At 67.1% G+C, this 21,735-nt stretch carries 21 protein-coding genes; 12 read left to right on the forward strand and 9 right to left on the reverse strand.

Translation table 11 applies throughout. The annotated features are described in order from the left end of the window. Positions 1–32: 32 nt before the first annotated feature. Positions 33–2,504, reverse strand: a complete 2,472-nt coding sequence (gene ligA / locus VN11_RS14150) for an NAD-dependent DNA ligase LigA (RefSeq protein ID WP_187299818.1) — start codon at positions 2,502–2,504, stop codon at positions 33–35. Between the two features lie 230 nt (positions 2,505–2,734). Between ligA and VN11_RS14155 the strand changes: the two genes are divergently transcribed. Further along, on the forward strand, positions 2,735–3,859 hold the full coding sequence (locus tag VN11_RS14155; protein WP_053450218.1) for a pyridoxal phosphate-dependent aminotransferase: 1,125 nt from the start codon (positions 2,735–2,737) through the stop codon (positions 3,857–3,859). Positions 3,860–3,939: 80 nt separating this feature from the next. On the opposite strand, the gene VN11_RS14160 is transcribed toward VN11_RS14155, so the two are convergent. The 7 genes from VN11_RS14160 to VN11_RS14190 all read right to left on the reverse strand — a co-directional run bounded on the left by VN11_RS14160 (position 3,940) and on the right by VN11_RS14190 (position 10,913). Further along, positions 3,940–4,386 carry an REP-associated tyrosine transposase gene (locus VN11_RS14160; RefSeq protein WP_053450219.1) on the reverse strand — a complete coding sequence of 149 codons (447 nt, stop codon included), beginning with the start codon at positions 4,384–4,386 and terminating at the stop codon, positions 3,940–3,942. A 185-nt stretch (positions 4,387–4,571) separates the two neighbouring features. After that, positions 4,572–5,309, reverse strand: a complete 738-nt coding sequence (gene zipA, locus VN11_RS14165; RefSeq protein ID WP_053450220.1) for a cell division protein ZipA — start codon at positions 5,307–5,309, stop codon at positions 4,572–4,574. A gap of 46 nt (positions 5,310–5,355) precedes the next feature. Next, complete coding sequence (smc, locus tag VN11_RS14170) at positions 5,356–8,859, reverse strand: chromosome segregation protein SMC (protein ID WP_053450221.1); 3,504 nt, start codon at positions 8,857–8,859, stop codon at positions 5,356–5,358. A gap of 259 nt (positions 8,860–9,118) precedes the next feature. Further along, on the reverse strand, positions 9,119–9,568 hold the full coding sequence (gene rplI / locus VN11_RS14175) for a 50S ribosomal protein L9 (RefSeq protein ID WP_006452981.1): 450 nt from the start codon (positions 9,566–9,568) through the stop codon (positions 9,119–9,121). A gap of 105 nt (positions 9,569–9,673) precedes the next feature. Further along, positions 9,674–9,904 (reverse strand): 30S ribosomal protein S18, encoded by a 231-nt coding sequence (gene rpsR, locus VN11_RS14180; RefSeq protein WP_002804494.1) that lies wholly within the window; start codon positions 9,902–9,904, stop codon positions 9,674–9,676. An 11-nt stretch (positions 9,905–9,915) separates the two neighbouring features. Next, the gene (gene rpsF, locus VN11_RS14185) at positions 9,916–10,353 is read right to left on the reverse strand and encodes a 30S ribosomal protein S6 (protein ID WP_049445625.1); all 438 of its coding nucleotides are present in this window, start codon (positions 10,351–10,353) and stop codon (positions 9,916–9,918) included. Between the two features lie 221 nt (positions 10,354–10,574). After that, complete coding sequence (locus VN11_RS14190; protein ID WP_006452998.1) at positions 10,575–10,913, reverse strand: HesB/IscA family protein; 339 nt, start codon at positions 10,911–10,913, stop codon at positions 10,575–10,577. 128 nt (positions 10,914–11,041) lie between these two features. Here VN11_RS14190 and asnS point away from each other — a divergent pair, with 128 nt between their 5' ends. The 11 genes from asnS (at position 11,042) to VN11_RS14245 (ending at position 20,578) form a co-directional block, all read left to right on the forward strand. Beyond that, positions 11,042–12,436, forward strand: a complete 1,395-nt coding sequence (gene asnS, locus VN11_RS14195) for an asparagine--tRNA ligase (RefSeq protein ID WP_053450222.1) — start codon at positions 11,042–11,044, stop codon at positions 12,434–12,436. Between the two features lie 33 nt (positions 12,437–12,469). Further along, the gene (locus tag VN11_RS14200; protein WP_005417403.1) at positions 12,470–12,769 is read left to right on the forward strand and encodes a hypothetical protein; all 300 of its coding nucleotides are present in this window, start codon (positions 12,470–12,472) and stop codon (positions 12,767–12,769) included. A gap of 7 nt (positions 12,770–12,776) precedes the next feature. Further along, positions 12,777–13,091, forward strand: a complete 315-nt coding sequence (locus VN11_RS14205) for a hypothetical protein (RefSeq protein ID WP_053450223.1) — start codon at positions 12,777–12,779, stop codon at positions 13,089–13,091. 7 nt (positions 13,092–13,098) lie between these two features. Then, complete coding sequence (locus tag VN11_RS14210; RefSeq protein ID WP_053450224.1) at positions 13,099–13,737, forward strand: FMN-binding negative transcriptional regulator; 639 nt, start codon at positions 13,099–13,101, stop codon at positions 13,735–13,737. A 72-nt stretch (positions 13,738–13,809) separates the two neighbouring features. Then, positions 13,810–14,472 carry a carbonate dehydratase gene (gene can, locus VN11_RS14215; protein ID WP_053450225.1) on the forward strand — a complete coding sequence of 221 codons (663 nt, stop codon included), beginning with the start codon at positions 13,810–13,812 and terminating at the stop codon, positions 14,470–14,472. 19 nt (positions 14,473–14,491) lie between these two features. Beyond that, on the forward strand, positions 14,492–15,016 hold the full coding sequence (locus VN11_RS14220) for a 3-hydroxyanthranilate 3,4-dioxygenase (RefSeq protein WP_053450226.1): 525 nt from the start codon (positions 14,492–14,494) through the stop codon (positions 15,014–15,016). 159 nt (positions 15,017–15,175) lie between these two features. Next, a complete protein-coding gene (gene kynU / locus VN11_RS14225; RefSeq protein ID WP_053450227.1) occupies positions 15,176–16,450 on the forward strand; it encodes a kynureninase in 1,275 nt (424 codons plus the stop codon). 31 nt (positions 16,451–16,481) lie between these two features. Further along, on the forward strand, positions 16,482–17,849 hold the full coding sequence (locus tag VN11_RS14230) for an FAD-dependent oxidoreductase (protein WP_053450228.1): 1,368 nt from the start codon (positions 16,482–16,484) through the stop codon (positions 17,847–17,849). Further along, positions 17,849–19,288 (forward strand): exodeoxyribonuclease I, encoded by a 1,440-nt coding sequence (gene sbcB / locus VN11_RS14235; RefSeq protein ID WP_053450229.1) that lies wholly within the window; start codon positions 17,849–17,851, stop codon positions 19,286–19,288. Before VN11_RS14230 ends, sbcB begins: the two co-directional genes overlap by 1 nt. Continuing rightward, complete coding sequence (locus VN11_RS14240) at positions 19,285–19,971, forward strand: DUF2461 domain-containing protein (RefSeq protein ID WP_053450230.1); 687 nt, start codon at positions 19,285–19,287, stop codon at positions 19,969–19,971. The genes sbcB and VN11_RS14240 overlap by 4 nt, the downstream gene beginning before the upstream one ends. 55 nt (positions 19,972–20,026) lie before the next feature. Then, positions 20,027–20,578, forward strand: coding sequence for a DUF2939 domain-containing protein (locus tag VN11_RS14245; RefSeq protein WP_053450231.1), 552 nt, complete (start codon positions 20,027–20,029; stop codon positions 20,576–20,578). A gap of 177 nt (positions 20,579–20,755) precedes the next feature. On the opposite strand, the gene VN11_RS14250 is transcribed toward VN11_RS14245, so the two are convergent. Further along, positions 20,756–21,700 (reverse strand): 5'-nucleotidase, encoded by a 945-nt coding sequence (locus VN11_RS14250; protein WP_005410242.1) that lies wholly within the window; start codon positions 21,698–21,700, stop codon positions 20,756–20,758. Positions 21,701–21,735 lie beyond the last annotated feature (35 nt).

The following is a 21,735-nucleotide window of genomic DNA, read 5'->3' on the forward strand; positions in this document are numbered from 1 at the left end:
TCAGGCCGGGCGCGAGGCACCCGGCGAAGTCATCATTCGTGTTCGGCGAGGTAGGCCAGCAGTCGGTCCTCGTCCCACACCGGCACGCCCAGCGACTGCGCCTTGTCCAGTTTGGAGCCCGCCTCGGTACCGGCCACCACGAAGCTGGTCTTCTTCGAGACGCTGCCGGAGACCTTGGCACCGAGTGCCTCCAGGCGCTCCTTGGCGGCATCGCGGGTGAGCTGGGCCAGGGTGCCGGTCAGCACCACGGTCTGCCCGTCCAGCGGGCCGGCCACGATCTCGGCCAGCGCCGGCGCCTTGGCCAGGATCAGCTGCATCGCCTTTTCGGCCGCCAGCAGCATCACGCCGTGACCTTCGGCGTCCAGCCACTGCGCCAGGCCGCGCGCGGTGTCGTCCGGCAGGCCCGCGTTGACGAACTGGCCATGTTCGGCATCCAGCACCGCCTGGGCGCCCGGCAACGCCGCCACCAGCTTCTCCGCGCGCAGGCGCGTGATTCCGGGGATTTCCGATTCAACCAGCAGCTGCGCAAGATCCAGGCCTTCGCGCAACTTTGCACTGGGCGCATGCACATCACTGATGCGCACCTGGCCGACCTGCAGCAGGTCATCGATGGCCTGCTGGTTGCCCTGCTGCTCGAAGAAGTGACCGAGCGAACGCGCCACTTCGCCGCCGATGTCCGGTACGCGCTTGAACAGTGGCCACGGCAGGTGGCGGATCAGCTCCAGATCACCGAACCACTGCGCCAACGCCTTGGCCGTACTCTCGCCGACGTGTTCGATGCCGAGCGCGAACAGCAGCCGCTCCAGCGTGGCGGCGCGGCTTGCATCGATCGCCGCGATCAGGTTGTCGGCCCACTTGGTGGCGATCTTCTTCGTGTTCCAATCGAAGCTGGCCGGCTGTACCAGCGCCTGTGCGCGCCAGCCCGGATCAGTGCCATCCAGCTTGAGCACCGCGTTGAGCACCGCACCGCTGCCTTCGGCCGGCAGGTGCAGTTTCAGCGCGGCGGCCAGTGCGGAAGGGTCTTCAGCATCCAGCACCAGCTTCAGGTGCAGCAGCTGGTCGCGGTTGAGGCGGTACAGGTCGGCCACGCTCTTGACGATGCCCGCGTCGACCAGGGTTTCAATGTACTTGTCCCCCAAACCATCGATGTCCATCGCGCGGCGCGAGGCGAAATGGGCAATGGCTTCCTTGCGCTGTGCCGGGCAGGACAGTTCGCCCGAGCAACGCCATGCTGCAGCGCCTTCCTCGCGCACGATCTCCGAACCGCACACCGGGCAGCGCGTCGGCATCTGCCATGGCGTGGTGCCCGGCGGGCGGCGGTCGAGGATGACGCTGACCACTTCCGGGATCACGTCACCGGCGCGGCGAACGATCACGCTATCGCCCACGCGCACATCCAAGCGTGCGATCTGGTCGGCGTTGTGCAGGGTGGCGTTGGACACGATCACACCGGCCACCGCCACCGGCGCCAGTCGCGCGACCGGCGTCGCGGCACCGGTGCGGCCGATCTGGATCTCGATCGCCTCCACGGTCGTGCTCTGTTCCTGCGCCGGGAACTTGTGCGCGATGGCCCAGCGCGGTGCGCGCGAGACGAAGCCCATCGCCTGCTGGCCGGCGCGGTCATCCAGCTTGTAGACCACGCCATCGATGTCGAACGGCAGGCCATCGCGGCGCTCACCGATATCGCGGTAATAGCCGAGCAGGCCGTCGGTGCCTTCCACCACCTTGCACAGCGCACTGACCGGGAAGCCCCAGGCGCCAAGCTGGGCCAGCGTGCCCGAATGGGTGTCGGGCAGTTCGCCGCCCTGCACCTCGCCGGTGCCGTAGGCGAAGAAGCTCAGCCTGCGCTGCGCGCTGATCTTCGGGTCCAGCTGGCGCAACGAACCGGCGGCGGCATTGCGCGGGTTGGCCAGCACCTTGCCACCCTGCTGGCGCGCACGTTCGTTGTAGGCCTCGAAGTCGGCGCGGGCCATGTAGACCTCGCCGCGCACCTCCAGCACGTCGGGCCAGTTCTTGCCATGCAGGCGCTTGGGGATGTCGCCGATCTCACGCAGGTTGGCAGTCACGTCCTCGCCGGTACTGCCATCGCCGCGGGTGGCGCCCAACACGAAATGACCTTCTTCGTAGCGCAGGCTGATCGCCAGGCCATCCATCTTCGGCTCGGCCGAGAACTGCAGGCTGCGACGGCCCAGGCGCTCATCGATGCGGCGCACGAAGTCGGCCACTTCCTCATCGCTGAAGGCATTGGACAGCGACAGCATCGGCACCGCGTGGCGTACTTCCGGGAAACGGCCGGAGGGACGGGCGCCGACCTGCTGGGTCGGGCTGTCGGCACGTGCCAGCTCCGGATGCTCGCGCTCCAGCGCTTCCAGCTCGCGCACCAGCCGGTCGTAGTCGACGTCGGGGATCTCCGGCGCATCCAGCTCGTGGTAGGCGCGGTTGGCCTGGGCGATCTGCCGGCGAAGGTCTTCGGCGCGTTCGGCGGGGCTGGGGCTCATCGGGATCCGGTGGTTCTGGGATGGCCGGGAATTCTACCGCGCCCGGCCGTCAGGCCCTGTAACGCCGGCGCCCTTTGTAGAGTCGAGCTTGCTCGACTGGCGCTCCCCCGCCCTGGCAGGTGCTAACCTTGGTTGGCACATCTCCAATGGAGCATGGCTCGAATCCACAACAAGCGGGCTTGCCGCCCATCACCACCAGCGTTAGCGTGCGTCGGTTGCCCTCTGGAATCCCGCCCGTGACCCTGCCTGCCTCCCGCCGCCACTTCCTGCAACTGGCCGGTGCCGGCCTCGCCTTGGCGGGCAGCGGCCTGCCCCGCCTCGGCCAGGCACAGCCCGCCGCTGTCGCGGCGCCTGCCCCTGCCGACGGCGCCGTGCTGCTGAATTTCAACGAATGCCCCTACGGCCCCTCGCCTGCAGCACAGCTGGCGGCGCGCGACAGCATCGCTCAATGTGGCCGTTATCGCTTCGAACTGGCTGCTCAGGTCCGCGACGCCTTCATCGAGCAGGCACGCATTCCCGCCAACCACATGCGCCTGTACCCCGGCTCCAGTGAACCACTGAACCGTGCTGCCACGCTGTGGACCGGTCCGCAGGCGGGACTGGTGGTGGCCGACCCCACTTTCGAGACGCTGGGCGAGGTCGCCGCCGCGCACGGTGCGCACGTGCAGAAGGTTCCGCTGCGCGACGACGGCGCACACGACCTGCGCGCGATGGTCGCCGCCGCCCACGCGCGCCCGACCGGGCTGCTGTATGCGTGCAACCCGAACAATCCGACCGGCTCGATCAGCCCGCCGGATGAGCTTGCCTGGCTGTTGGCCCACAAGCCGGCGTCGACCCGCGTTCTGGTCGACGAGGCCTACCTGCAGTACAGCGAGCAGCCGAGCCTGATCACACAGGTTGCACAGCGCGATGACCTGATCGTGCTGCGCACGTTCTCCAAGCTGTACGGCATGGCCGGCCTGCGACTGGGCGTTGCGGCGGCCCATCCCGACCGCCTGCGTGAGCTGGCCAGCCTCGGCGACAACCCGTTGCCGGTGCCCGCACTGGCGGCGGCACTGGCCAGCCTTCGCGACCCGCAACTGATCGCGCAGCGACGACTGCAGAATGCGAAGGCACGACAGACCACCCTTGCATGGCTGGGCAAGCGCGGCTTCAGCTGCCTGCCCTCGGAGGCAAACTGCTTCGTGGTCGATGTCCAGCGCGACGGTGGCGCCTTCGCCAAGGCCATGGCGGAGAACGGCGTGGTGATCGGGCGCAGCTGGCCGATCTGGCCGCAGCGCGTGCGCGTCACCGTGGGCACCGAAGAGGAGATGGCGGCATTCCGCCAAGCGTTCGCGAAGGTGGCCGGCGTACCGGCATAACCCCGCCGGGTGGGTGCCGACCGTTGGTCGGCACGCCAGACAGGGCCATTTGTAGAGTCGAGCCATGCTCGACTCATACCCTACGGGGCCCGATCAAACCATCGGCACCACGCAAACGGGTACTCGCCCAACTGTTCCGCCAGGCCCGCACGGACAGGGTTGGCGGCAATGTACAGTGCTTGACTCCGCAGGGACTCATCACATCGCACAGCGTGGTCGTAATACCCCCGCTGCCAAAGTGGCCCGTCGGTTCCTGACAACCTACTGCACCGGGATTTCATGATCTGCACCGAAGCAGCAAGCGTTCCTCCGCGAAGCTGCATCAACCAATGAATGTGGTCCGGCATGACCACCCAAGCGAGGTTGATACATCGGCCCTCCTGCTGGAGGCGCTGCAGCGTCGCCACCGCGAGTGCCACCAGATCGGCGTCATCGAAGAATCGCTGACGGCGGTGAGTGATCGTGGTGATCGCGTAGACATTCCGGGATTGCGACCAACGACCTTTCAGGAGACGTGGGCTGGGCATGCCTGAGCATTACCGGACCGGGTCCGGTCGGGTATCGCTTGAATGCGGTCAGATGTGTAGGGAAGGCCCCAGTCGAGCATGGCTCGACTCTACACAACGCCATCCGCGCATGGCGTGGATCTACCCGGGGATACCGAACAACGACCGACGGTGGGTGCCGACCGTTGGCCGGCACGCCATGGCGCTTACCAGCGCGGCGTCTTGGTCAGCGGCGGTGCCTGGTGCTGGCGGTCGTAGGCGCGCAGTTCGTCGCGGATGTGCGCGATGCGCTGGCGGCCCAGGGCATTGCGGCTGTCATCCAGCACCACGCCATCCAGCAGTTCGGCCATCCGCTGCACGGTCGGCAGCATCTTCTCCCAGGCGTCCAGCGCGGTCAGCGGCGCGGGCAGGGTCAGGAAGAAGGCGATCGCCGGGGTTTCCATGGCGCGGATATTGGCCATGTCGAAGCTGCCCGGTTTCATGATGCTGGCCATCGAGAAGATCGGGCCGCGCTCGGGATGGGCCTCCACCAGGCGGTGGAAGACATTCATGTGGCCAAACACCAGGCCGGTCTTTTCGGCCGCGACCACGATGTCCTCGCCGCGCAGCTGCTCGCCGGCGCGGGCGGCCACGAACAACGAGACGATCTTGTCGAAGTCCTGGGTGGCGCGCTTGCCGAGATCGCTGGCCCCGGCGTCGGTGTCGGCCAGGCCGAGTTCGGCCTGCTCGCCTTCGCCGCCCATGCCCGGTTCGACCCGGCCATCGGCCACGGCGACGCCATCCTCGCCCAGCACCGGCTCGCGGCGCTCGCCACTGCTTGGCTCCGCGCTTTCCACGCGGCGCCCCTGGGGCTTCTTCTTCGGACGGCCAAACAGGAAGATCGCGGCGATCAACAGCAGGCCGGCGGCCAGGATGCCGATGCGCAACAGTGCCGTGTCGGACATTCGATAGGTTCTCCGGCTAGTTCATTCAGGTAACTAGGATGGCACGTCAGGCCGCGCCCGCCAATCGCGCGGCTTCTTCCAGGTCCACGCTGACCAGGCGGCTGACGCCCGGCTCGCGCATGGTCACGCCCGACAGCTGGTGGGCGGCTTCCATCGTGGCCTTGTTGTGGCTGACGAACAGGAACTGCACCTTCTCGCTCATTTCCTTCACCATGTTGGCCAGGCGGCCGACGTTGGCTTCGTCCAGCGGCGCGTCCACCTCGTCCAGCAGGCAGAACGGCGCCGGGTTCAGCTGGAAGATGGCAAACACCAGCGCCACCGCGGTCATCGCCTTCTCGCCACCGGACAGCAGCGAGATGCTGGAGACACGCTTGCCCGGCGGACGCGCCATGATGGTCACACCGGTGTCCAGCAGGTCTTCACCGGTCAGTTCCAGGTAGGCATGGCCGCCACCGAACAGGCGCGGATACAGCGCCTGCACGCCTGCGTTGACGCGGTCGAAGGTGTCCTTGAAACGGCCACGGGTCTCGCGGTCGATCTTGCGGATGGCGTCTTCCAGGGTCTCCAGCGCGGTGGTCAGGTCCACATGCTGCGCGTCCAGGTACTCCGAACGCTGCGAAGCCTCGCCGTACTCGTGGATGGCCGCCAGGTTGACCGGCTCCAGCCGGCGCATGCGGCCGTCGATCTGGTGCACGGCCTGCTCCCAGTCGCCCAGGCGGGCGTCCTCGGGCAGTGCGTTGAGTACGTCCTGCAGCACGAAGCCGGCCTTTTCCACCGCGCCCTGCAGGGTGTCCGCGCTGAGCACCAGCGCCTGCTGGTCCAGCTTGCGCTGTGAAATACGCTCGCGCTGGGCCAGCGCCTGCTCGTCGCGCTGGTGCCGGGTCTGTTCGTAATTGCGCAGCTCGGCGTCGATGCCATCGAGCAGCGTGCGCGCCTCGGTCAGCACACGGTCGGCACGCACCCGTTCTTCCAGTGCGTTCTGGTGCTCGGCCTGCAGCGATTCAACCGGCGAATCACCTTCATCCAGCTGCGAGTGCAGTTCACCCAGGCGCGAATCCAGCTGCCCGCGCTGGGTCCCCATGCGCTCCAGGGCCTGGCTCAGTGACGCCAGCTGCGCACGCTGCGATTCCAGGGTCAACGCCAGCGAATGCGAACGTTCGCGCACCGCACGCGCAGCGTCACGGGCCAGGTCGCGCGCCTCGGTCAGCTGGCGACGCTCGCCCTCCAAGCGCTGCCGCGTCGATTCCAGATCCCCCATGCTGCTGACCGCATTCTCCAACCGCGAGCGCGCTTCACGCGCCTGCTCATTGTTGGCTTCCAGCGTTTCCTGCAGCTGCTTCAGTTCACCTTCGATGCGGTCGATGCGGGTACGAGCGGCTTCCACCTTGCCCTGCTGGCCCTGCAGCTGGCCGGCAAGCTCGGAGACCGCACGGTGGGCCTGGTACAACGTGCGCTGCGCGTCTTCGCGCTGCTGCTCGGCGGCCTGCAACTGTTCGCGGAAGCCAGCCAGCTGATCTTCCAGCTCAGCCTCGCGCTCCTGCAACTGTTCGATCTGCTCGCGCAGTTCATTGATCTCACGTTCGCGCAGCAATGCGCCCTGCTGGGCCGCACCCGAGCGCGAAACGCGCAGCCAGCCCTGGCCCAGGCGCTCGCCCCCCTGGGTGATGACCGAATCGCCTTCGGGCAGGCTGGCCTGCAGCGTCTTCGCCTCGGCCAGATCACGTGCACCGTGCAGGTGCGCCAGCAGGCGACGGATCGCGGCCGGGCCACGCACGCGTGCCGCCAGCGAGGTCGGGGCAACCTTCAGGTCCGCATCATCGTCGGCAACCAGCGCGATGTGACCTTCGCCCAGCTCACCCAGCGCATCGACCAGCCCGGCCGGGTCATCGACCAGCACGCCTTCGATCAACTGGCCGAGCGCACTTTCGACCGCATTTTCCCAACCAGCATCGACATCCAGGCGTTCGCCGACACGCGCCGCCGAATCCAGTCCATGCGCCTTCAGCCAGGCCACGGCAGCGCCCTGCTCCTGGCCGAGCGCGGCCTGCTGCAGGGTTTCCAGCGATGCCAGGCGGCCGCGCAGTCCATTGGCCTGCTTGCGCAGTTCGGCCAGGTCGTTCTGGCCGTTGCGCTGCTGCTCCTGCACGGCTGCCACGCCCTGCTTGCGGTGTTCGACTTCTTCGCCCAGTTCGTCCAGCGCGGTCTTCTGCGTGTCGTGCTGCAGATGCAGCTGCTCGAAGGCTTCTTCCAGCGCATCCACGTCCAGCCCGGCGCGCTCGGCGGCCAGTGCTTCGCGGCGGCGGTCGGCGTCGAGGACCTGCTTGTCCAGGTAGTCCACGCGGGTGCGCTCGACATCGCCGGCACGCGAGGCTTCCGAACTCTGCGAGGTATGCTGTTCCCAGCGCTGCTGCCAGCTAGCCAGCCGCTCCTCGGCCTCGCGCAGGCTTTCCTGCTTGATCTCGTTCTCTTCCTGCAGCTCCTCCAGCTGCGGGGTGGCAGCCTCCACCGCCTCGCGCAGCACCATCAGCTTGGCCTCGTCGCCGCTGATGTGCTGGCCCAGTTCGGCCAGCGCCTGGCGGGTCTCGTCGCGGGCCTTATGCAGGCGCTGCGACAGCTCGCGCTGGTGCTGGATCTGCTGCTCCAAGCGCGCCAGCGTGCTGCCGACCTGGTAGACCGCGGCCTGCGCGGTATTGAGCGCATCGGCGGCCTCTTCGCGACGCACGCGCGAGGTCTCGATGCGGGCCTCGGCATCGCGCTGGTCGGCGATCAGCTGCTGCAGCTTGGTCTCTTCCTGTGACAGCCCTTCGCGCAGCTTGGACAGGCGGCCGTCGAGCCCACGGAATTCCAGGGCCTTCCACTCGGCGTCCTTGACCCGGCGCTCTTCCTGCAGGGCCTGGTACTGCTCGGCCTGCCGGGCCTGGCGCTTGAGGTGCTCCAGCTGCTTGCTGATCTCGTCGCGCAGGTCGCCCAGCCGGTCCAGGTTCTCGCGGGTATGGCGGATGCGGGTCTCGGTTTCCTTGCGGCGCTCCTTGTACTTGGAGATGCCGGCCGCCTCTTCCAGGTACACGCGCAGGTCTTCCGGGCGCGCCTCGATGATCTGGCTGATCATGCCCTGCTCGATGATCGAGTAGCTGCGCGGGCCCAGGCCGGTGCCGAGGAACAGGTCGGTAATGTCGCGGCGACGGCACTTGGTGCCGTTGAGGTAATAGTTGCTGGTGCCGTCGCGGCTGACCGTGCGCTTGACCGAGATTTCGTTGAACGAGGCGTACTCGCCGGAAATCGTATGGTCCGAATTGTCGAAGATCAGCTCGACGGTGGCCTGCGAGACCGGCTTGCGGGCGTTGGAACCGGAGAAGATCACGTCGGTCAGCGAGTCGCCGCGCAGGCGGCTGGCCGAGCTCTCGCCCATGACCCAGCGCACGGCGTCGATGATGTTCGACTTGCCGCAGCCATTGGGCCCCACCACGCCGGTCATGTTGGTCGGCAGGTGCAGGGTGGTCGGATCGACGAACGACTTGAAGCCGGACAGCTTGATCGTGGAAAGACGCATAGGGGTTCCGGACTGGGGCCGGCAAGCGGCCTGCGTTTACCCTCCAAGTCATTGATCCTGTTGGGATCGATGCCCGTGGAACGGGTGTGACGCCCTGAGTATACCGATGTGGCCGTGTTCTACGAATGGGCGTGGAACATTGTCCGGCCCCACCCAGCCGGCCAGACATGGCGCAACGCTACGAAAGCGGGCCATAAAACAAAACGGGCACCCTTGCGGGCGCCCGTTCTGCGGTGATTCCAGGCCTTGCGGCGCGGGATCAGGCTTCGGCGACGACGACGACCTTGACGGTGGTCTCGACGTCGGCGTGCAGGTGGACCAGCACGTCGTATTCGCCGATGTTGCGGAAGGCGCCTTCGCCCAGGATGACTTCGCTCTTGCTGACCGGCAGGCCGGCAGCGGTGAAGGCATCGGCGATTTCACGGGCGCCGACCGAGCCGTACAGCTTGCCTTCGGTCGAAGCGTTGGCGGCGATGGTCACGCTCGCGCCTTCCAGCTTGGCCTTGCGGGCGTCAGCATCGGCGTGGATGGCCTGGGCCTTGGCTTCGTACTCGGCGCGCTTGGCTTCGAACTCGGCCTTGTTGCTCTCGGTGGCCGGAACGGCCTTGCCCTGCGGCACGAGGAAGTTACGGCCGTAGCCCGGCTTCACGTCGACCAGGTCGCCCAGGTTGCCGAGGTTGGTGACTTTCTGCAGGAGGATCAGCTGCATGGTATTGCTCCAGATGAGTTATTCGTTAGCGAGGCGAAGCCCCGCAACAAAGGCTGTCCGAATAGCTGGCACAGCGGGGGCGGCACCGGGCCGCCCCGCCGGGCATCAGACGTCGTGGTTGTCGGTGTACGGGATCAGGGCCAGGAAGCGAGCGCGCTTGACGGCGGTCGCCAGCTGGCGCTGGTACTTCGACTTGGTACCGGTGACGCGGCTCGGCACGATCTTGCCGTTCTCGGTCAGGTACTGGCGCAGGGTGTTGAGATCCTTGTAGTCGATCTCCTTCACACCTTCAGCCGTGAACTTGCAGAACTTGCGGCGACGGAAGAACTTGGACATGGGAAGGCTCCTTAGGCGGCGGAAGCGGCGTCGTCGCCGGCTTCGTTGTCAGCGGTGGTGGTGGACTCGCCTTCTTCGTCGTCACGACGACGGCGCTCACCGCGCTCCGGCTTGTCACCCTTCTCGTCCTTGCTCTTCATGATCAGCGACTGCTCGGTGTCAGCCTCGTCACGCTTGATGACCAGGTTGCGCAGCACGGCGTCGTTGAAGCGGAAGCTTTCGGTCAGCTCGTTCAGCACGGCCTGGTCGGCTTCGATGTTCAGCAGCACGTAGTGCGCCTTCACCAGGTTCTGGATCGGGTACGCCAGCTGGCGGCGGCCCCAGTCTTCCAGGCGGTGGATGGTGCCGTTGCCGTTCTCGACCAGCGACTTGTAGCGCTCGATCATGGCCGGGACCTGCTCGCTCTGGTCCGGGTGGACCATGAACACGATTTCGTAATGACGACTCATGTTTTTTCTACCTTTCGGATGTGGCCTTGCGGCCGGACAGCCCCCCGCCGTTGAGACCGCGGTGGGGCAAGGATTCCCGCCAGGAAGGCAGGAAGCCGCGCATTATGGCGCAGATGGGGGTGCCGGGCAACCGGCGGGCCATAGGGCAACCTGAACCCGGGAGCAGCCCCCATGCCAACCCAGGTTGGCCGCTACCAGAGCGATCAGGCTCCGGCCGGCCCTCAGGCCTTGTCGGCGTCGGTGGTGAAGCTCTCGCCGCAGCCACACTCGGCGGTGGCGTTCGGGTTGCTGAACGTGAAGGTCTCGCTCAGGCCGTGCTTACCGAAGTCGATCACCGTGCCGTCCACCAGCGCCAGGCTCTTGGCATCGACGTAGATCTTCACGCCGTCCTGGTCGAACACGGTATCGCCCTCGCGCTCGTCGCGGGCCAGGTCGGTGACGTGGCCCCAGCCGGAACAGCCGGTCTTGGTCACGCCGAAACGCAGGCCCAGCGCGCCGGGGGTCTGGGCGACGAAGCGCTGCACGCGCTCGAAGGCAATGGGGGTCAGGCTGACGGCCATGGGGCTACTCCAGAGGTACGGGGACATTATAAGGAGCCGTTGCCGCGAAAAATGCCTCGCAAGCGGAACACTGCAACCGGTAAACTCCCGTGTTCACAGATCGAGTCGATCAGCAGAGGATTCAAGTCATGACGGTGGTCAGCGTTGAACATGCGCTTGCCGGGAAGATCCCGGAAGGCGGCGAAGTCACGGTACGCGGATGGGTGCGCACGGTGCGCGGTTCAGCGAATCTGGCCTTCGTGAATGTAAGCGACGGCTCCTGCTTCGCCCCGATCCAGGTCGTGGCCAACGACACCCTGGCCAACTTCGACGAGATCAAGCGCCTGACCAGCGGCTGCTCGGTCATCGCCACCGGCACCCTGGTGAAGTCGCAGGGCAAGGGCCAGTCGTTCGAGATCCAGGCCAGCGCGCTGGAGGTGGTCGGCTGGGTCGAAGACCCGCTCACCTACCCGATCCAGCCCAAGCCGATGTCGCCGGAGTTCCTGCGTGAAGTGGCGCACCTGCGCCCGCGCACCAACCTGTTCGGCGCGGTCACCCGCATCCGCAACTGCCTGGCCCAGGCCGTGCACCGCTTCTTCCACGAGAACGGCTTCAACTGGATCAGCACACCGATCATCACCACCTCCGACGCCGAAGGCGCCGGCCAGATGTTCCGCGTGTCCACCCTGGACATGGTGAACCTGCCGCGCGACGAGAAGGGTGCGATCGATTTCAGCCGCGACTTCTTCGGCAAGGAAACCTTCCTGACCGTGTCCGGCCAGCTGAACGTCGAGGCTTACTGCCTGGCACTGAGCAAGGTCTACACCTTCGGCCCGACCTTCCGCGCCGAGAACAGCCACACCACCCGCCACCTGGCGGAGTTCTGGATGATCGAGCCGGAAATCGCCTTCGCCGACCTGGCCGAAGATGCACGCCTGGCCGAAGAGTTCCTGAAGTACCTGTTCCGCGCCGTGCTGAACGAGCGCAGCGACGACCTGGCCTTCATCGCCGAGCGCGTGGACAAGAACGCGATCACCAAGCTGGAAGACTTCATCAACGCACCGTTCGAGCGCATCGACTACACCGATGCGGTCAGCCTGCTGCAGAAGTCCGGCAAGAAGTTCGACTTCCCGGTCGAATGGGGCCTGGACCTGCAGACCGAGCACGAGCGCTGGCTGACCGAGGAACATGTCGGCCGCCCGGTGGTGGTGACCAACTATCCGGAGCACATCAAGGCCTTCTACATGCGCCTGAACGACGACGGCAGGACCGTTGCCGCGATGGACGTGCTGGCCCCGGGCATCGGCGAGATCATCGGCGGCAGCCAGCGCGAAGAGCGCCTGGACGTGCTGGACGCGCGCATGGCCCAGTTCGGCCTGGACCGCGAACACTACAGCTGGTACCGCGATTTCCGTCGCTATGGCTCGGTGCCGCATGCCGGCTTCGGCCTCGGCTTCGAGCGCCTGGTGGTGTACGTCTGCGGCCTGTCCAACATCCGCGATGCGATCCCCTACCCGCGCGCCCCGGGCAGCGCGGACTTCTAAGCCACTTCACACGACCACGGAGGTACTGCCCCCATGACCCTGTTCTTCGCCCTCTGTTTCGTCGGCGTTGCAGTGGCCGGGTTCAGTGCCTTCGTGATCTTCTGGCCACTGACCCTGGTGCACGTGCGCGATCGCCATCCGGCGCTCGCCGAGCGCTTCGGCAGTGGCGCCTTCCTCAAGCCCGATGCCCTGGCCTGGCTGCTGCGCCGCGACTATCGCCAGCAACCGGACCGCTCGTTGTCCGGGCTGGCGACCCCGGCCTGGGTATCGCTGCTGACCCTGCTGGCCGGACTGGGCATGGCCGCCCTGCTCTGGCTGGCCTCGCTCTGGTAACACATCCATGAATGACATCACCGCCTCGCGCGACAGCTGGTGGCTGGCCAGCCTTGGCAACACCCTGATCTGGGCACGCCTGCGCGTGCGCCCGGCCGGCACCGCCGAAGTGCTCGACAGCGATGGCAACACGCTGAGCTATGACAGCGAAGACACCGCCCGTTCGCAGCTGTTCGATGCCGAGTTCGTCGAGTACGACGGTCTGGACGAGGAAGACGCACTGGCGCGTGGCTTCAGCCTGCATGAAGTGCAGCCGCCGCACGCCGACAGCGATGAAGGCCTGCGGGGACGCATGATCCAGTCGCTGGGCGGGCGCGCCTGACCCGCGCATGTTCACCCCGCGCGCCTTCGCCGAGACCGACCTGCTCTGGCTGGACCGCCTGCTGGCGCGCGACCCGTTCGTGACCCTGCTCACCCTGGGCAGCGACGGCCTGCCGGAGCTGACCCGGATGCCGGTGCTGTACCGGCGTGATGGCGAGCGTATCGAGCTGCGCGGGCACTGGGCCCGTGCCAACCCGCAGTCGCGCCACGGTGGCGCGGCCAAGGTGCTGGTCGATGGCCCACATGGCTACGTCTCGGCCAGCTGGTACCCGGACAAGGAGCCCGCCGCGCGGGTGCCCACCTGGAACTACGCTGCGGCAGAACTGCGCGGCCAGCTGCATACCTTCGACGATACCGCTGCACTGGCCGAGCTGGTCGGCGCGATCAGCGACCGCTTCGAAGCCAGCGTCGGCCAGGCCTGGCAGTTCGATGCCGCGCGCACCGAACATGGCCCGGAGCTGCGCGCCATCATCGGCTTCCGCTTCCAGGTTGAACACGTGCAGCTGAAGCTGAAACTCAGCCAGAACCATCCGGAGGCCAACCAGCAGGCGGTGATTGCCGCACTGGACGCGCTGGCCACCCCACCTTCCCAGGAACTGGCGCAGTGGATGCGCTGGCACCGCGAACAGGCCGCCCGCAGCGACTGAACGCAACCGCTTCCCGCGACGACGCAGCCAGAGGGTTGCGGCGAGCCCTCACCCGACGCCAGGGACCCGTACATGATTGACATCCATAAACTGCTGCAGAACAACCGCGACTGGGCCGACCGCATCGAGAAGGAAGATCCGGAATTCTTCCACCAGCTGGCCAAGCAGCAGCACCCCGAGTACCTGTGGATCGGCTGTTCCGATTCGCGCGTGCCGGCCAACCAGATCATCGGCATGGCACCTGGTGAAGTATTCGTGCACCGCAATGTCGCCAACGTGGTCGCGCACACCGACCTGAACTGCCTGAGCGTGGTGCAGTACGCGGTGGACCAGCTGAAGGTGAAGCACATCCTGATTGTCGGCCATTACGGCTGCGGTGGCGTGCACGCCTGCCTGCACAACACCCGCGTCGGCCTGGCCGACAACTGGCTGCGCCACGTCGGTGACGTGATGCAGAAGCACACCGCGATCATCGACGCCATCGAGACCGACGAACTCAAGCATGCCCGCCTGTGCGAGCTGAACGTGATCGAGCAGGTCGCCAACCTGTGCCGCTCGACCATCGTGCAGGATGCCTGGGCCCGTGGCCAGAAGCTGATGGTGCACGGCTGGGTCTACAGCCTGAAGGACGGCCGTGTGCGCGAAATGGGCATCGACGTCGGCGCGCCGGAAGAGCTGCAGCCCGCCTACGAAAAGGCGCTGTCCTACGTGCCGCGCAAGGGCAAGCGCGACTGACCTCCAAGGGAAACCGATCATGCTCGCTTCGCCGATCAACCTGCACGCCTGGATTGAAGAACACCGCCACCTGCTGAAGCCGCCGGTGGGCAACAAGATGATCGACAACGGCGATTTCATCGTGATGGTGGTCGGCGGGCCGAACTCGCGCACCGATTACCACTACGACGAAGGCCCGGAGTGGTTCTACCAGCTTGAAGGCGAGATGGTGCTGAAGGTGCAGGAGGATGGCGCGGTGCGTGACATCCCGATCCGCGCCGGCGAGATCTTCCTGTTGCCGGGGAAAGTACCGCATTCGCCGCGGCGGCCGCCCGGCGGGATCGGCCTGGTGGTCGAGCGCAAGCGCCTGCCGCATGAGATGGACGGCGTGATCTGGCACTGCGAGCGCTGCAACCACAAGCTGCACGAAGAGTATTTCCCGCTGCAGAACATCGAAACCGACCTGCCCAAGGTCTTCGCGCGCTACCACGCCAGCCTGGAGCTGCGCACCTGCAGCGCCTGCGGGCATGTGGACCCGCTGCCGGCACCGGCGGCCGCTGGTTGACCATCCGCCGTTGTAGAGCCGAGCCTACGCTCGGCTGGAGGGGCGCGAGCCGAGCGTAGGCCCGGCTCTACAGGTTGGGCGACATGCACGTCTCCCTGCCACCGGCTACGCCGCCCCAGGCGGTACACTGGCCGTCCCGTTGCAGCCTGTTGCCCGACCATGTCCGACCTGCTCAGCCGCACCCACGCCATTGCCCTGGACGCCGCCGATCCGCTGCGTCCGCTGCGCAACGAATTCCTGATTCCGCGCCATGGTGGCGGCGAGCAGACCTACTTTGTCGGCAACTCGCTGGGCCTGCAGCCGCGCGGCGCGCAGGCAGCCGTGCAGGAAGTGATGAAGCAGTGGGGCGAGCTGGCCGTGGAAGGCCACTTCACCGGCCCGACGCAGTGGCTGTCCTACCACCGCCTGGTGAGCGCACAACTGGCCCGCGTGGTCGGTGCGCTGCCCAGCGAAGTGGTGGCGATGAACACCCTGAGCGTGAACCTGCACCTGATGATGGTCAGCTTCTACCGGCCGACCACGCAGCGCCCGGTGATCCTGATGGAAGCCGGCGCGTTCCCCACCGATCGCCACGCCGTGGAAGCGCAGATCCGCTTCCATGGCTTCGACCCCGCCGAGTGCCTGGTGGAAGTGCAGCCGGATGAAGCCAATGGCACGATCTCGCTCACGGCGATCGAGCGTGCCATCACCGAGCATGGCCCACGCCTGGCGCTGGTGCTGTGGCCCGGCGTGCAGTACCGCACCGGCCAGGCCTTCGACCTCGATGCGATCACCCGCGCCACGCGCCTGCAGGGTGCGCGGATCGGCTTCGATCTTGCGCACTCGGTCGGCAACCTGCCGCTGCGCCTGCATGACGTCGCACCCGATTTCGCCGTGTGGTGCCACTACAAGTACCTCAACAGCGGACCGGGCGCAGTGGCCGGCGCGTTCGTGCATGAGCGGCACCATCGCGACAGCACACTGCCACGCTTCGCTGGCTGGTGGGGCCATGAGGAAGCCACCCGCTTCCAGATGGCGCCGCAGTTCATCCCGGCCACGGGTGCCGAGGGCTGGCAGCTGAGCAATCCGCCGATCCTCGGCCTGGCACCGCTGCGTGCGTCGCTGGACCTGTTCGAGCGCGCCGGCATGGACGCCCTGCGCAGCAAATCGGTGGCGCTGACCGGCATGCTCGAAGCGCTGGTGCGCGCGCGCCTGTCGAGCGTTCTGGACATCATCACCCCGGCCGAACCGCAACGCCGTGGCTGCCAGTTGTCGCTGCGCGTGATCGGTGGCCGCGAGCGCGGCCGCGCCCTGTTCGAGCACCTGCGCGGCATCGGCGTGCTCGGCGACTGGCGCGAACCGGACGTGATCCGGATTTCGCCCACCCCGCTCTACAACCGCTACCTGGACGTGCACCATTTCGTCGAGGAAGTGGAAGCCTGGGCTGGCCTCTGAGCCCGCCCCTTCCCTACTGCTGGACAGTTCGTTGATCGCACATGCCTCCCGCTCGTTGAGCATCATCGGTGCCGGCCTCGCCGGTTCTCTGCTGGCCATCCTGCTGTCACGCCAGGGCTGGCGCATCACCCTGTACGAGCGCCGCGGCGATCCGCGCGTGGCCGACTATGAAAGCGGCCGTTCGATCAACCTGGCGTTGGCCGAGCGCGGGCGCAACGCGCTGCGCCAGGCGGGCGTGGAAGACGAGGTGATGGCGCGCGCGGTGATGATGCGCGGGCGCATGGTGCATCCGCGCGAGGGCGAACCGCAGCTGCAGCGCTACGGCCGCGACGACAGCGAGGTGATCTGGTCGATCCATCGCAGCGACCTGAACACCACGCTGCTGGAACTGGCCGAACAGGCTGGCGCGACCGTGCACTTCCATCGCCGCCTGCACACCGTCGATTTCGACGCAGGCTACGCGCGTTTCATCGATGACCGCGACGACAGCCCGCACGACATCCGCTTCGACACCCTGATCGGTGCCGACGGCGCCGGATCGGCCCTGCGCGCAGCGATGAACCGGCGCGCGCCGCTGGGCGAGGACATCGCCTTCCTCGACCATTCCTACAAGGAGCTGGAGATCCCGCCGGCCGCCGACGGCAGCTTCCGCATCGAGCGCAATGCACTGCACATCTGGCCACGTGGCCACTACATGTGCATCGCCCTGCCCAACCACGAAGGCACCTTCACCGTCACCCTGTTCCTGCCGAACCAGGGCGATCCCAGCTTTGCCACCGTCAACACCGGCGCGCAGGCAGAGGCGCTGTTCGCGCGCGAGTTCGCCGACACCCTGCCGTTGATCCCGAACCTGCGCGCGGACTGGGAACAGCATCCACCCGGCCTGCTCGGTACGCTCACCCTGGACCGTTGGCACCAGGGCGGCCGCGCCGTGCTGATCGGCGACGCCGCGCATGCGATGGTGCCATTCCACGGCCAGGGCATGAACTGCGCGTTCGAGGACTGCGTGGCGCTGGCCCGCCACCTGATGGAAGCGGATGATCTGCAAGGCGCGTTCGCCGCGTTCGAGGCCGAGCGCAAGCCGAACGCGCGCGCCATCCAGCAGATGGCGCTGGAAAACTACCTGGAAATGCGTGACCGCGTGGCCGACCCGGCCTTCCTGCTGCAGCGCGAACTGGAGCAGGAACTGCAGCGGCGCTGGCCGACCCGCTTCGTGCCGCATTACACGATGGTCACCTTCCTGCACACGCCCTACGCCGAAGCGCTGCGCCGCACCGAGTTGCAGCGCGACATGCTGGTGGCCGCCACCGCCGGCCACGATTCATTGGACAACATCGACTGGGCCGCGCTGGAAACACGGATACACGCGCAGTTGCCGGTCCTGGAGGGCGCGCACTGATGGCCGACAGCTTCCTGTTCTACGACCTGGAAACCTTCGGCCAGGATCCGCGCCGCACGCGCATCTCGCAGTACGCGGCGATCCGCACCGACGCTGACCTCAACGAGATTGAAACGCCGGTCAGCTTCTTCGTGCGCCCAGCCGACGACCTGTTGCCCTCACCGATGGCGACGCTGGTCACCGGCATCACGCCGCAGCAGGCCATGGCAGAAGGCATCAGCGAGGCCGAGGCTTTCGACCGCATCAACGAACAGCTGTCACGCCCCGGCACCTGCGCACTGGGCTACAACACGCTGCGCTTCGACGACGAGTTCATCCGCTACGGCCTGTTCCGCAATTTCCATGACCCGTACGAACGCGAGTGGCGCAACGGCAATTCGCGCTGGGACCTGCTGGACATGCTGCGGCTGATGCGCGCCATGCGCCCGGACGGCATCCAGTGGCCGCTGCGCGAAGACGGCGCCACCTCGTTCAAGCTCGAACATCTGGCCGAAGCCAACAACGTGCGCGAAGGCGATGCACACGAGGCACTGTCCGACGTGCGCGCCACCATCGGCATGGCGCGCCTGTTCAAGCAGTCGCAGCCGCGCCTGTGGGAGTACGCGCTGAAGCTGCGCGACAAGCGTTTCGTCGGTGGCCTGCTGGACATCGCCGCGTTGAAGCCCGTACTGCACATCTCCATGCGCTACCCGGCCAGCCGCCTGTGCGCGGCGCCGGTGCTGCCGCTGGCGGTGCACCCGACCATCAACAACCGGGTGATCGTATTCGACCTCGACGGCGATATCGACGACCTGCTGGAACTGCCGGCCGAAGTGATCGCGCAGCGCCTGTACATGCGTGCCAGCGAGCTGCCCGAAGGCGTGGCGCGGGTGCCGCTGAAGGAGGTGCACCTGAACAAGGTGCCGGCACTGATCGCCTGGAACCACCTGCGCGCCGACGACCATGAACGCCTGGGCCTGGACGTGGCGGCCATCGAGGCCAAGGTCGAACGGCTGCGTCCTTTCGCCGCGCAGCTGGCCGAAAAGGCACGCCAGGTCTACAACCAGCCCCGCGCCGCCACCGTGGCCGACGTCGACGCCTCGCTGTACGACGGCTTCCTCGGCAACGGCGACAAGCCATTGCTTGCCCTGGCGCGCACCACCGCACCGGAACAGCTGGCCGAGCTGGAAGGCCGCTTCCGCGACCCGCGCCTGCCCGAGCTGCTGTTCCGCTACCGTGCGCGCAACCATCCCGGCAGCCTCGCACCGGCTGAACGCCAGCGCTGGCAGGATTACCGCCGCCAGCGCCTGCTCGGAGACGGCGGCCTGGGTGAACTCAACCTGCCCCAGTACCAGCAGCAGCTTGATGCACTGGCCGCCGATGCACCCGACGATGCGCGGCGCCAGGCCCTGCTGCAATCGCTGCGCGACTGGGGCCAGCATCTGCAGGAGACGTTGTGAGTACCTATTTCTCGGACGCCAGCTTCAGGTTCCTGCGCAGCCTGGCGCGGCATAACGAAAAGGCATGGTTCAACGACCACCGCCAGCAGTACGAAGACCACGTGCGGCAGCCGTTCCTGCGCCTGCTCGGCGACCTGCAGCCGGCGTTGGCCGAGGTCAGCGACCATTTCCGCGCCGATACCCGCGGCGTCGGTGGCTCGCTGTTCCGCATCCATCGCGACGCGCGTTTTTCCAACGACAAATCGCCCTACAAGACCTGGCAGGGTGCGCGGCTGTTCCATGAGCGTCGCCGCGAAGTGGCCGCGCCCTCGTTCTACGTGCACCTGCAGCCGGGCGAAAGCTTCGTCGGCGCCGGCCTGTGGCATCCGGAGCCTGAAACCCAGCGTCGCGTGCGCCACTTCATCCTCGACAACCCGGGCAGCTGGAAGGCCGCCGCGCATGCGCTCGCGCTGCGCAGGCGCTTCGACTTCGAGGAAAGCGAGAAGCTGGTGCGGCCGCCGCGCGGTTTCCCGGCTGATTTCGAGTTCATCGACGACCTCAAGCACCGCAACTGGGTGATGTGGCGCTCGCTGGACGACGCCACCATGACCGGCCCGCGCCTGCTGTCCACGCTGGGCAAGGATCTGGCGGCACTCGGCCCGTTCGTCGACTACCTGTGCGCCGCGCTGGACCTGGAGTTCTGAGCCACATCACCCGCCATTCACCACTGGCCGCCTCACTTGCGGCAGTCTGGGCGGCATGAAGAAGCTCATCGCAGTGCTGGTCCCGGTGGTTCTCGCGCTGTCCGCGTGGTGGTTCGGCGGCCCGTACGTGACCGTGCATGGCCTGTCCAGGGCCATCGAGCAGCGCGACACCGAGCGGCTGGAGCGCTACGTCGATTTCCCACGCGTGCGCAGCAGCCTGCGCGCGCAGCTCAACGACTACCTGGTGCGCCAGGCCGGCCCGGATGTGGCGGCCAGCCCGTTCGGCGCCCTGCTCTACGGCCTGGGTGACCAGCTCGGCGGCGCCGCGGTGGACACCATGGTGACCCCGACCGGGATCGGCGCGATGCTGCAGGGCCACGTGCTGTGGAAGCGCGGCCGCAATGAACTGCAGGGCGGCGATGCCTTCGGTCCGACCGAGCCGGCACGGCCGCTGAAGAATGCCGAGCATCACTTCGAAGCACTGGACCGCTTCGTGATCGACGTCGACCGCGGCCCTGGCCAACCGCCACTGAAGGTGGTGCTGGAGCCGCAGGGCCTGCGCTGGAAGGTGGTGGACCTGCAGCTGGGGATGTCAGGCAGCCCGTGACGGGTCATGCCCCTTCGATGGCGCTGCTTTGGGTAGGTGCCCACCTTGGTGGGCGCATTGGGCCTGGTAGGTGCCAACCTTGGTTGGCGCCGTCCTGGATCCATGCCCACCAAGGTGGGCATCTACCAAAGCGCAGTGCCCCGGTGGTTGCCAACCCTGGTTGGCAACTACCTGACCCTACCCCTCGTTGGCCACACCGTGCGGCACATGACCGGCAGCCACATGCTCGCGCGCACTGTCGATGTTGTGCTGTGAATCGTCGAAGAAGATATCGGCGCCGAACGCCTGCAGGAACGGGCCCTTGTGGCGGCCGCCGAGGAACAGCGCCTCGTCCAGGCGCACGCCCCACTCACGCAGGGTGCGGATCACCCGCTCGTGGGCCGGTGCCGAGCGCGCCGTGACCAGCGCGGTGCGGATCGGCGCACTCTCTCCCGCCGGGAACACCTCCTGCAGCGTATGCAGCGCCGACAGGAAGCCGCGGAACGGGCCGCCACTGAGCGGTTCGCGGGCGCGTTCGCGTTCGTGCCGGCCAAACGCCTCCACGCCCTGTTCGCGCGAGATGCGCTCACTCTCGTCACCGAAGATCACCGCGTCGCCGTCGAAGGCGATGCGCAGCTGCCCGGCCGGTCGACCGGTGTCGATCTGGTCGGCCGCCGCAGCGGCAGTCTCGCCGGGCGGCTTCGGCAGGATGGTCGCCGCCGCGATGCCATGGCGCAATGCGCTGCGCACCGATTCCGGGTTGGCCGACAGGAACAGGTCGGTGCCGAACGGCTTCACGTAGGGCCAGGTCGGCTCGCCGGCGGTGAACGTCGCGCGGATGATGCCCAGACCGTAATGCTGGATCGAATTGAAGATGCGCAGGCCGGTATCGGCCGAATTGCGCGACAGCAGGATCACCTCGACGCGCGGATTTTCCGGGCTGGCGCCCTGGTTCAGCGCCAGCAGCTTGCGCACCACCGGGAAGGCCACGCCGGGGCCGAGGATGTCGTCCTCATGCTGGCGCTGGAATTCGGCGTAGGCCGCCACGCCATCGCTCTCGAACAGCGCATGGCTTTCCTCGAGGTCGAACAGGGCGCGCGAGGTCACCGCGACGGTCAGCAAACGGGGGGAGTTGTCGCCCATCGGTGGGGTCCTTCAAGCGGTCGGCACGGCCGGCC

The organism is Stenotrophomonas maltophilia (genome assembly GCF_001274595.1).
Taxonomy (GTDB): domain Bacteria; phylum Pseudomonadota; class Gammaproteobacteria; order Xanthomonadales; family Xanthomonadaceae; genus Stenotrophomonas; species Stenotrophomonas forensis.

What these genes read in the sequence shown, in the direction of transcription:
- smc (WP_053450221.1), bottom strand. Translation starts at nt 8,859, where the DNA reads ATGCGTCTTTCCACGATCAAGCTGTCCGGCTTCAAGTCGTTCGTCGAT.
- VN11_RS14250 (WP_005410242.1), bottom strand. Translation starts at nt 21,700, where the DNA reads ATGGGCGACAACTCCCCCCGTTTGCTGACCGTCGCGGTGACCTCGCGC.
- can (WP_053450225.1), top strand. Translation starts at nt 13,810, where the DNA reads ATGATTGACATCCATAAACTGCTGCAGAACAACCGCGACTGGGCCGAC.
- zipA (WP_053450220.1), bottom strand. Translation starts at nt 5,309, where the DNA reads ATGTCCGACACGGCACTGTTGCGCATCGGCATCCTGGCCGCCGGCCTG.
- rplI (WP_006452981.1), bottom strand. Translation starts at nt 9,568, where the DNA reads ATGCAGCTGATCCTCCTGCAGAAAGTCACCAACCTCGGCAACCTGGGC.
- VN11_RS14220 (WP_053450226.1), top strand. Translation starts at nt 14,492, where the DNA reads ATGCTCGCTTCGCCGATCAACCTGCACGCCTGGATTGAAGAACACCGC.
- VN11_RS14160 (WP_053450219.1), bottom strand. Translation starts at nt 4,386, where the DNA reads ATGCCCAGCCCACGTCTCCTGAAAGGTCGTTGGTCGCAATCCCGGAAT.
- kynU (WP_053450227.1), top strand. Translation starts at nt 15,176, where the DNA reads ATGTCCGACCTGCTCAGCCGCACCCACGCCATTGCCCTGGACGCCGCC.
- sbcB (WP_053450229.1), top strand. Translation starts at nt 17,849, where the DNA reads ATGGCCGACAGCTTCCTGTTCTACGACCTGGAAACCTTCGGCCAGGAT.
- VN11_RS14205 (WP_053450223.1), top strand. Translation starts at nt 12,777, where the DNA reads ATGAATGACATCACCGCCTCGCGCGACAGCTGGTGGCTGGCCAGCCTT.
- VN11_RS14200 (WP_005417403.1), top strand. Translation starts at nt 12,470, where the DNA reads ATGACCCTGTTCTTCGCCCTCTGTTTCGTCGGCGTTGCAGTGGCCGGG.
- rpsR (WP_002804494.1), bottom strand. Translation starts at nt 9,904, where the DNA reads ATGTCCAAGTTCTTCCGTCGCCGCAAGTTCTGCAAGTTCACGGCTGAA.
- VN11_RS14190 (WP_006452998.1), bottom strand. Translation starts at nt 10,913, where the DNA reads ATGGCCGTCAGCCTGACCCCCATTGCCTTCGAGCGCGTGCAGCGCTTC.
- rpsF (WP_049445625.1), bottom strand. Translation starts at nt 10,353, where the DNA reads ATGAGTCGTCATTACGAAATCGTGTTCATGGTCCACCCGGACCAGAGC.
- VN11_RS14245 (WP_053450231.1), top strand. Translation starts at nt 20,027, where the DNA reads ATGAAGAAGCTCATCGCAGTGCTGGTCCCGGTGGTTCTCGCGCTGTCC.
- VN11_RS14210 (WP_053450224.1), top strand. Translation starts at nt 13,099, where the DNA reads ATGTTCACCCCGCGCGCCTTCGCCGAGACCGACCTGCTCTGGCTGGAC.
- asnS (WP_053450222.1), top strand. Translation starts at nt 11,042, where the DNA reads ATGACGGTGGTCAGCGTTGAACATGCGCTTGCCGGGAAGATCCCGGAA.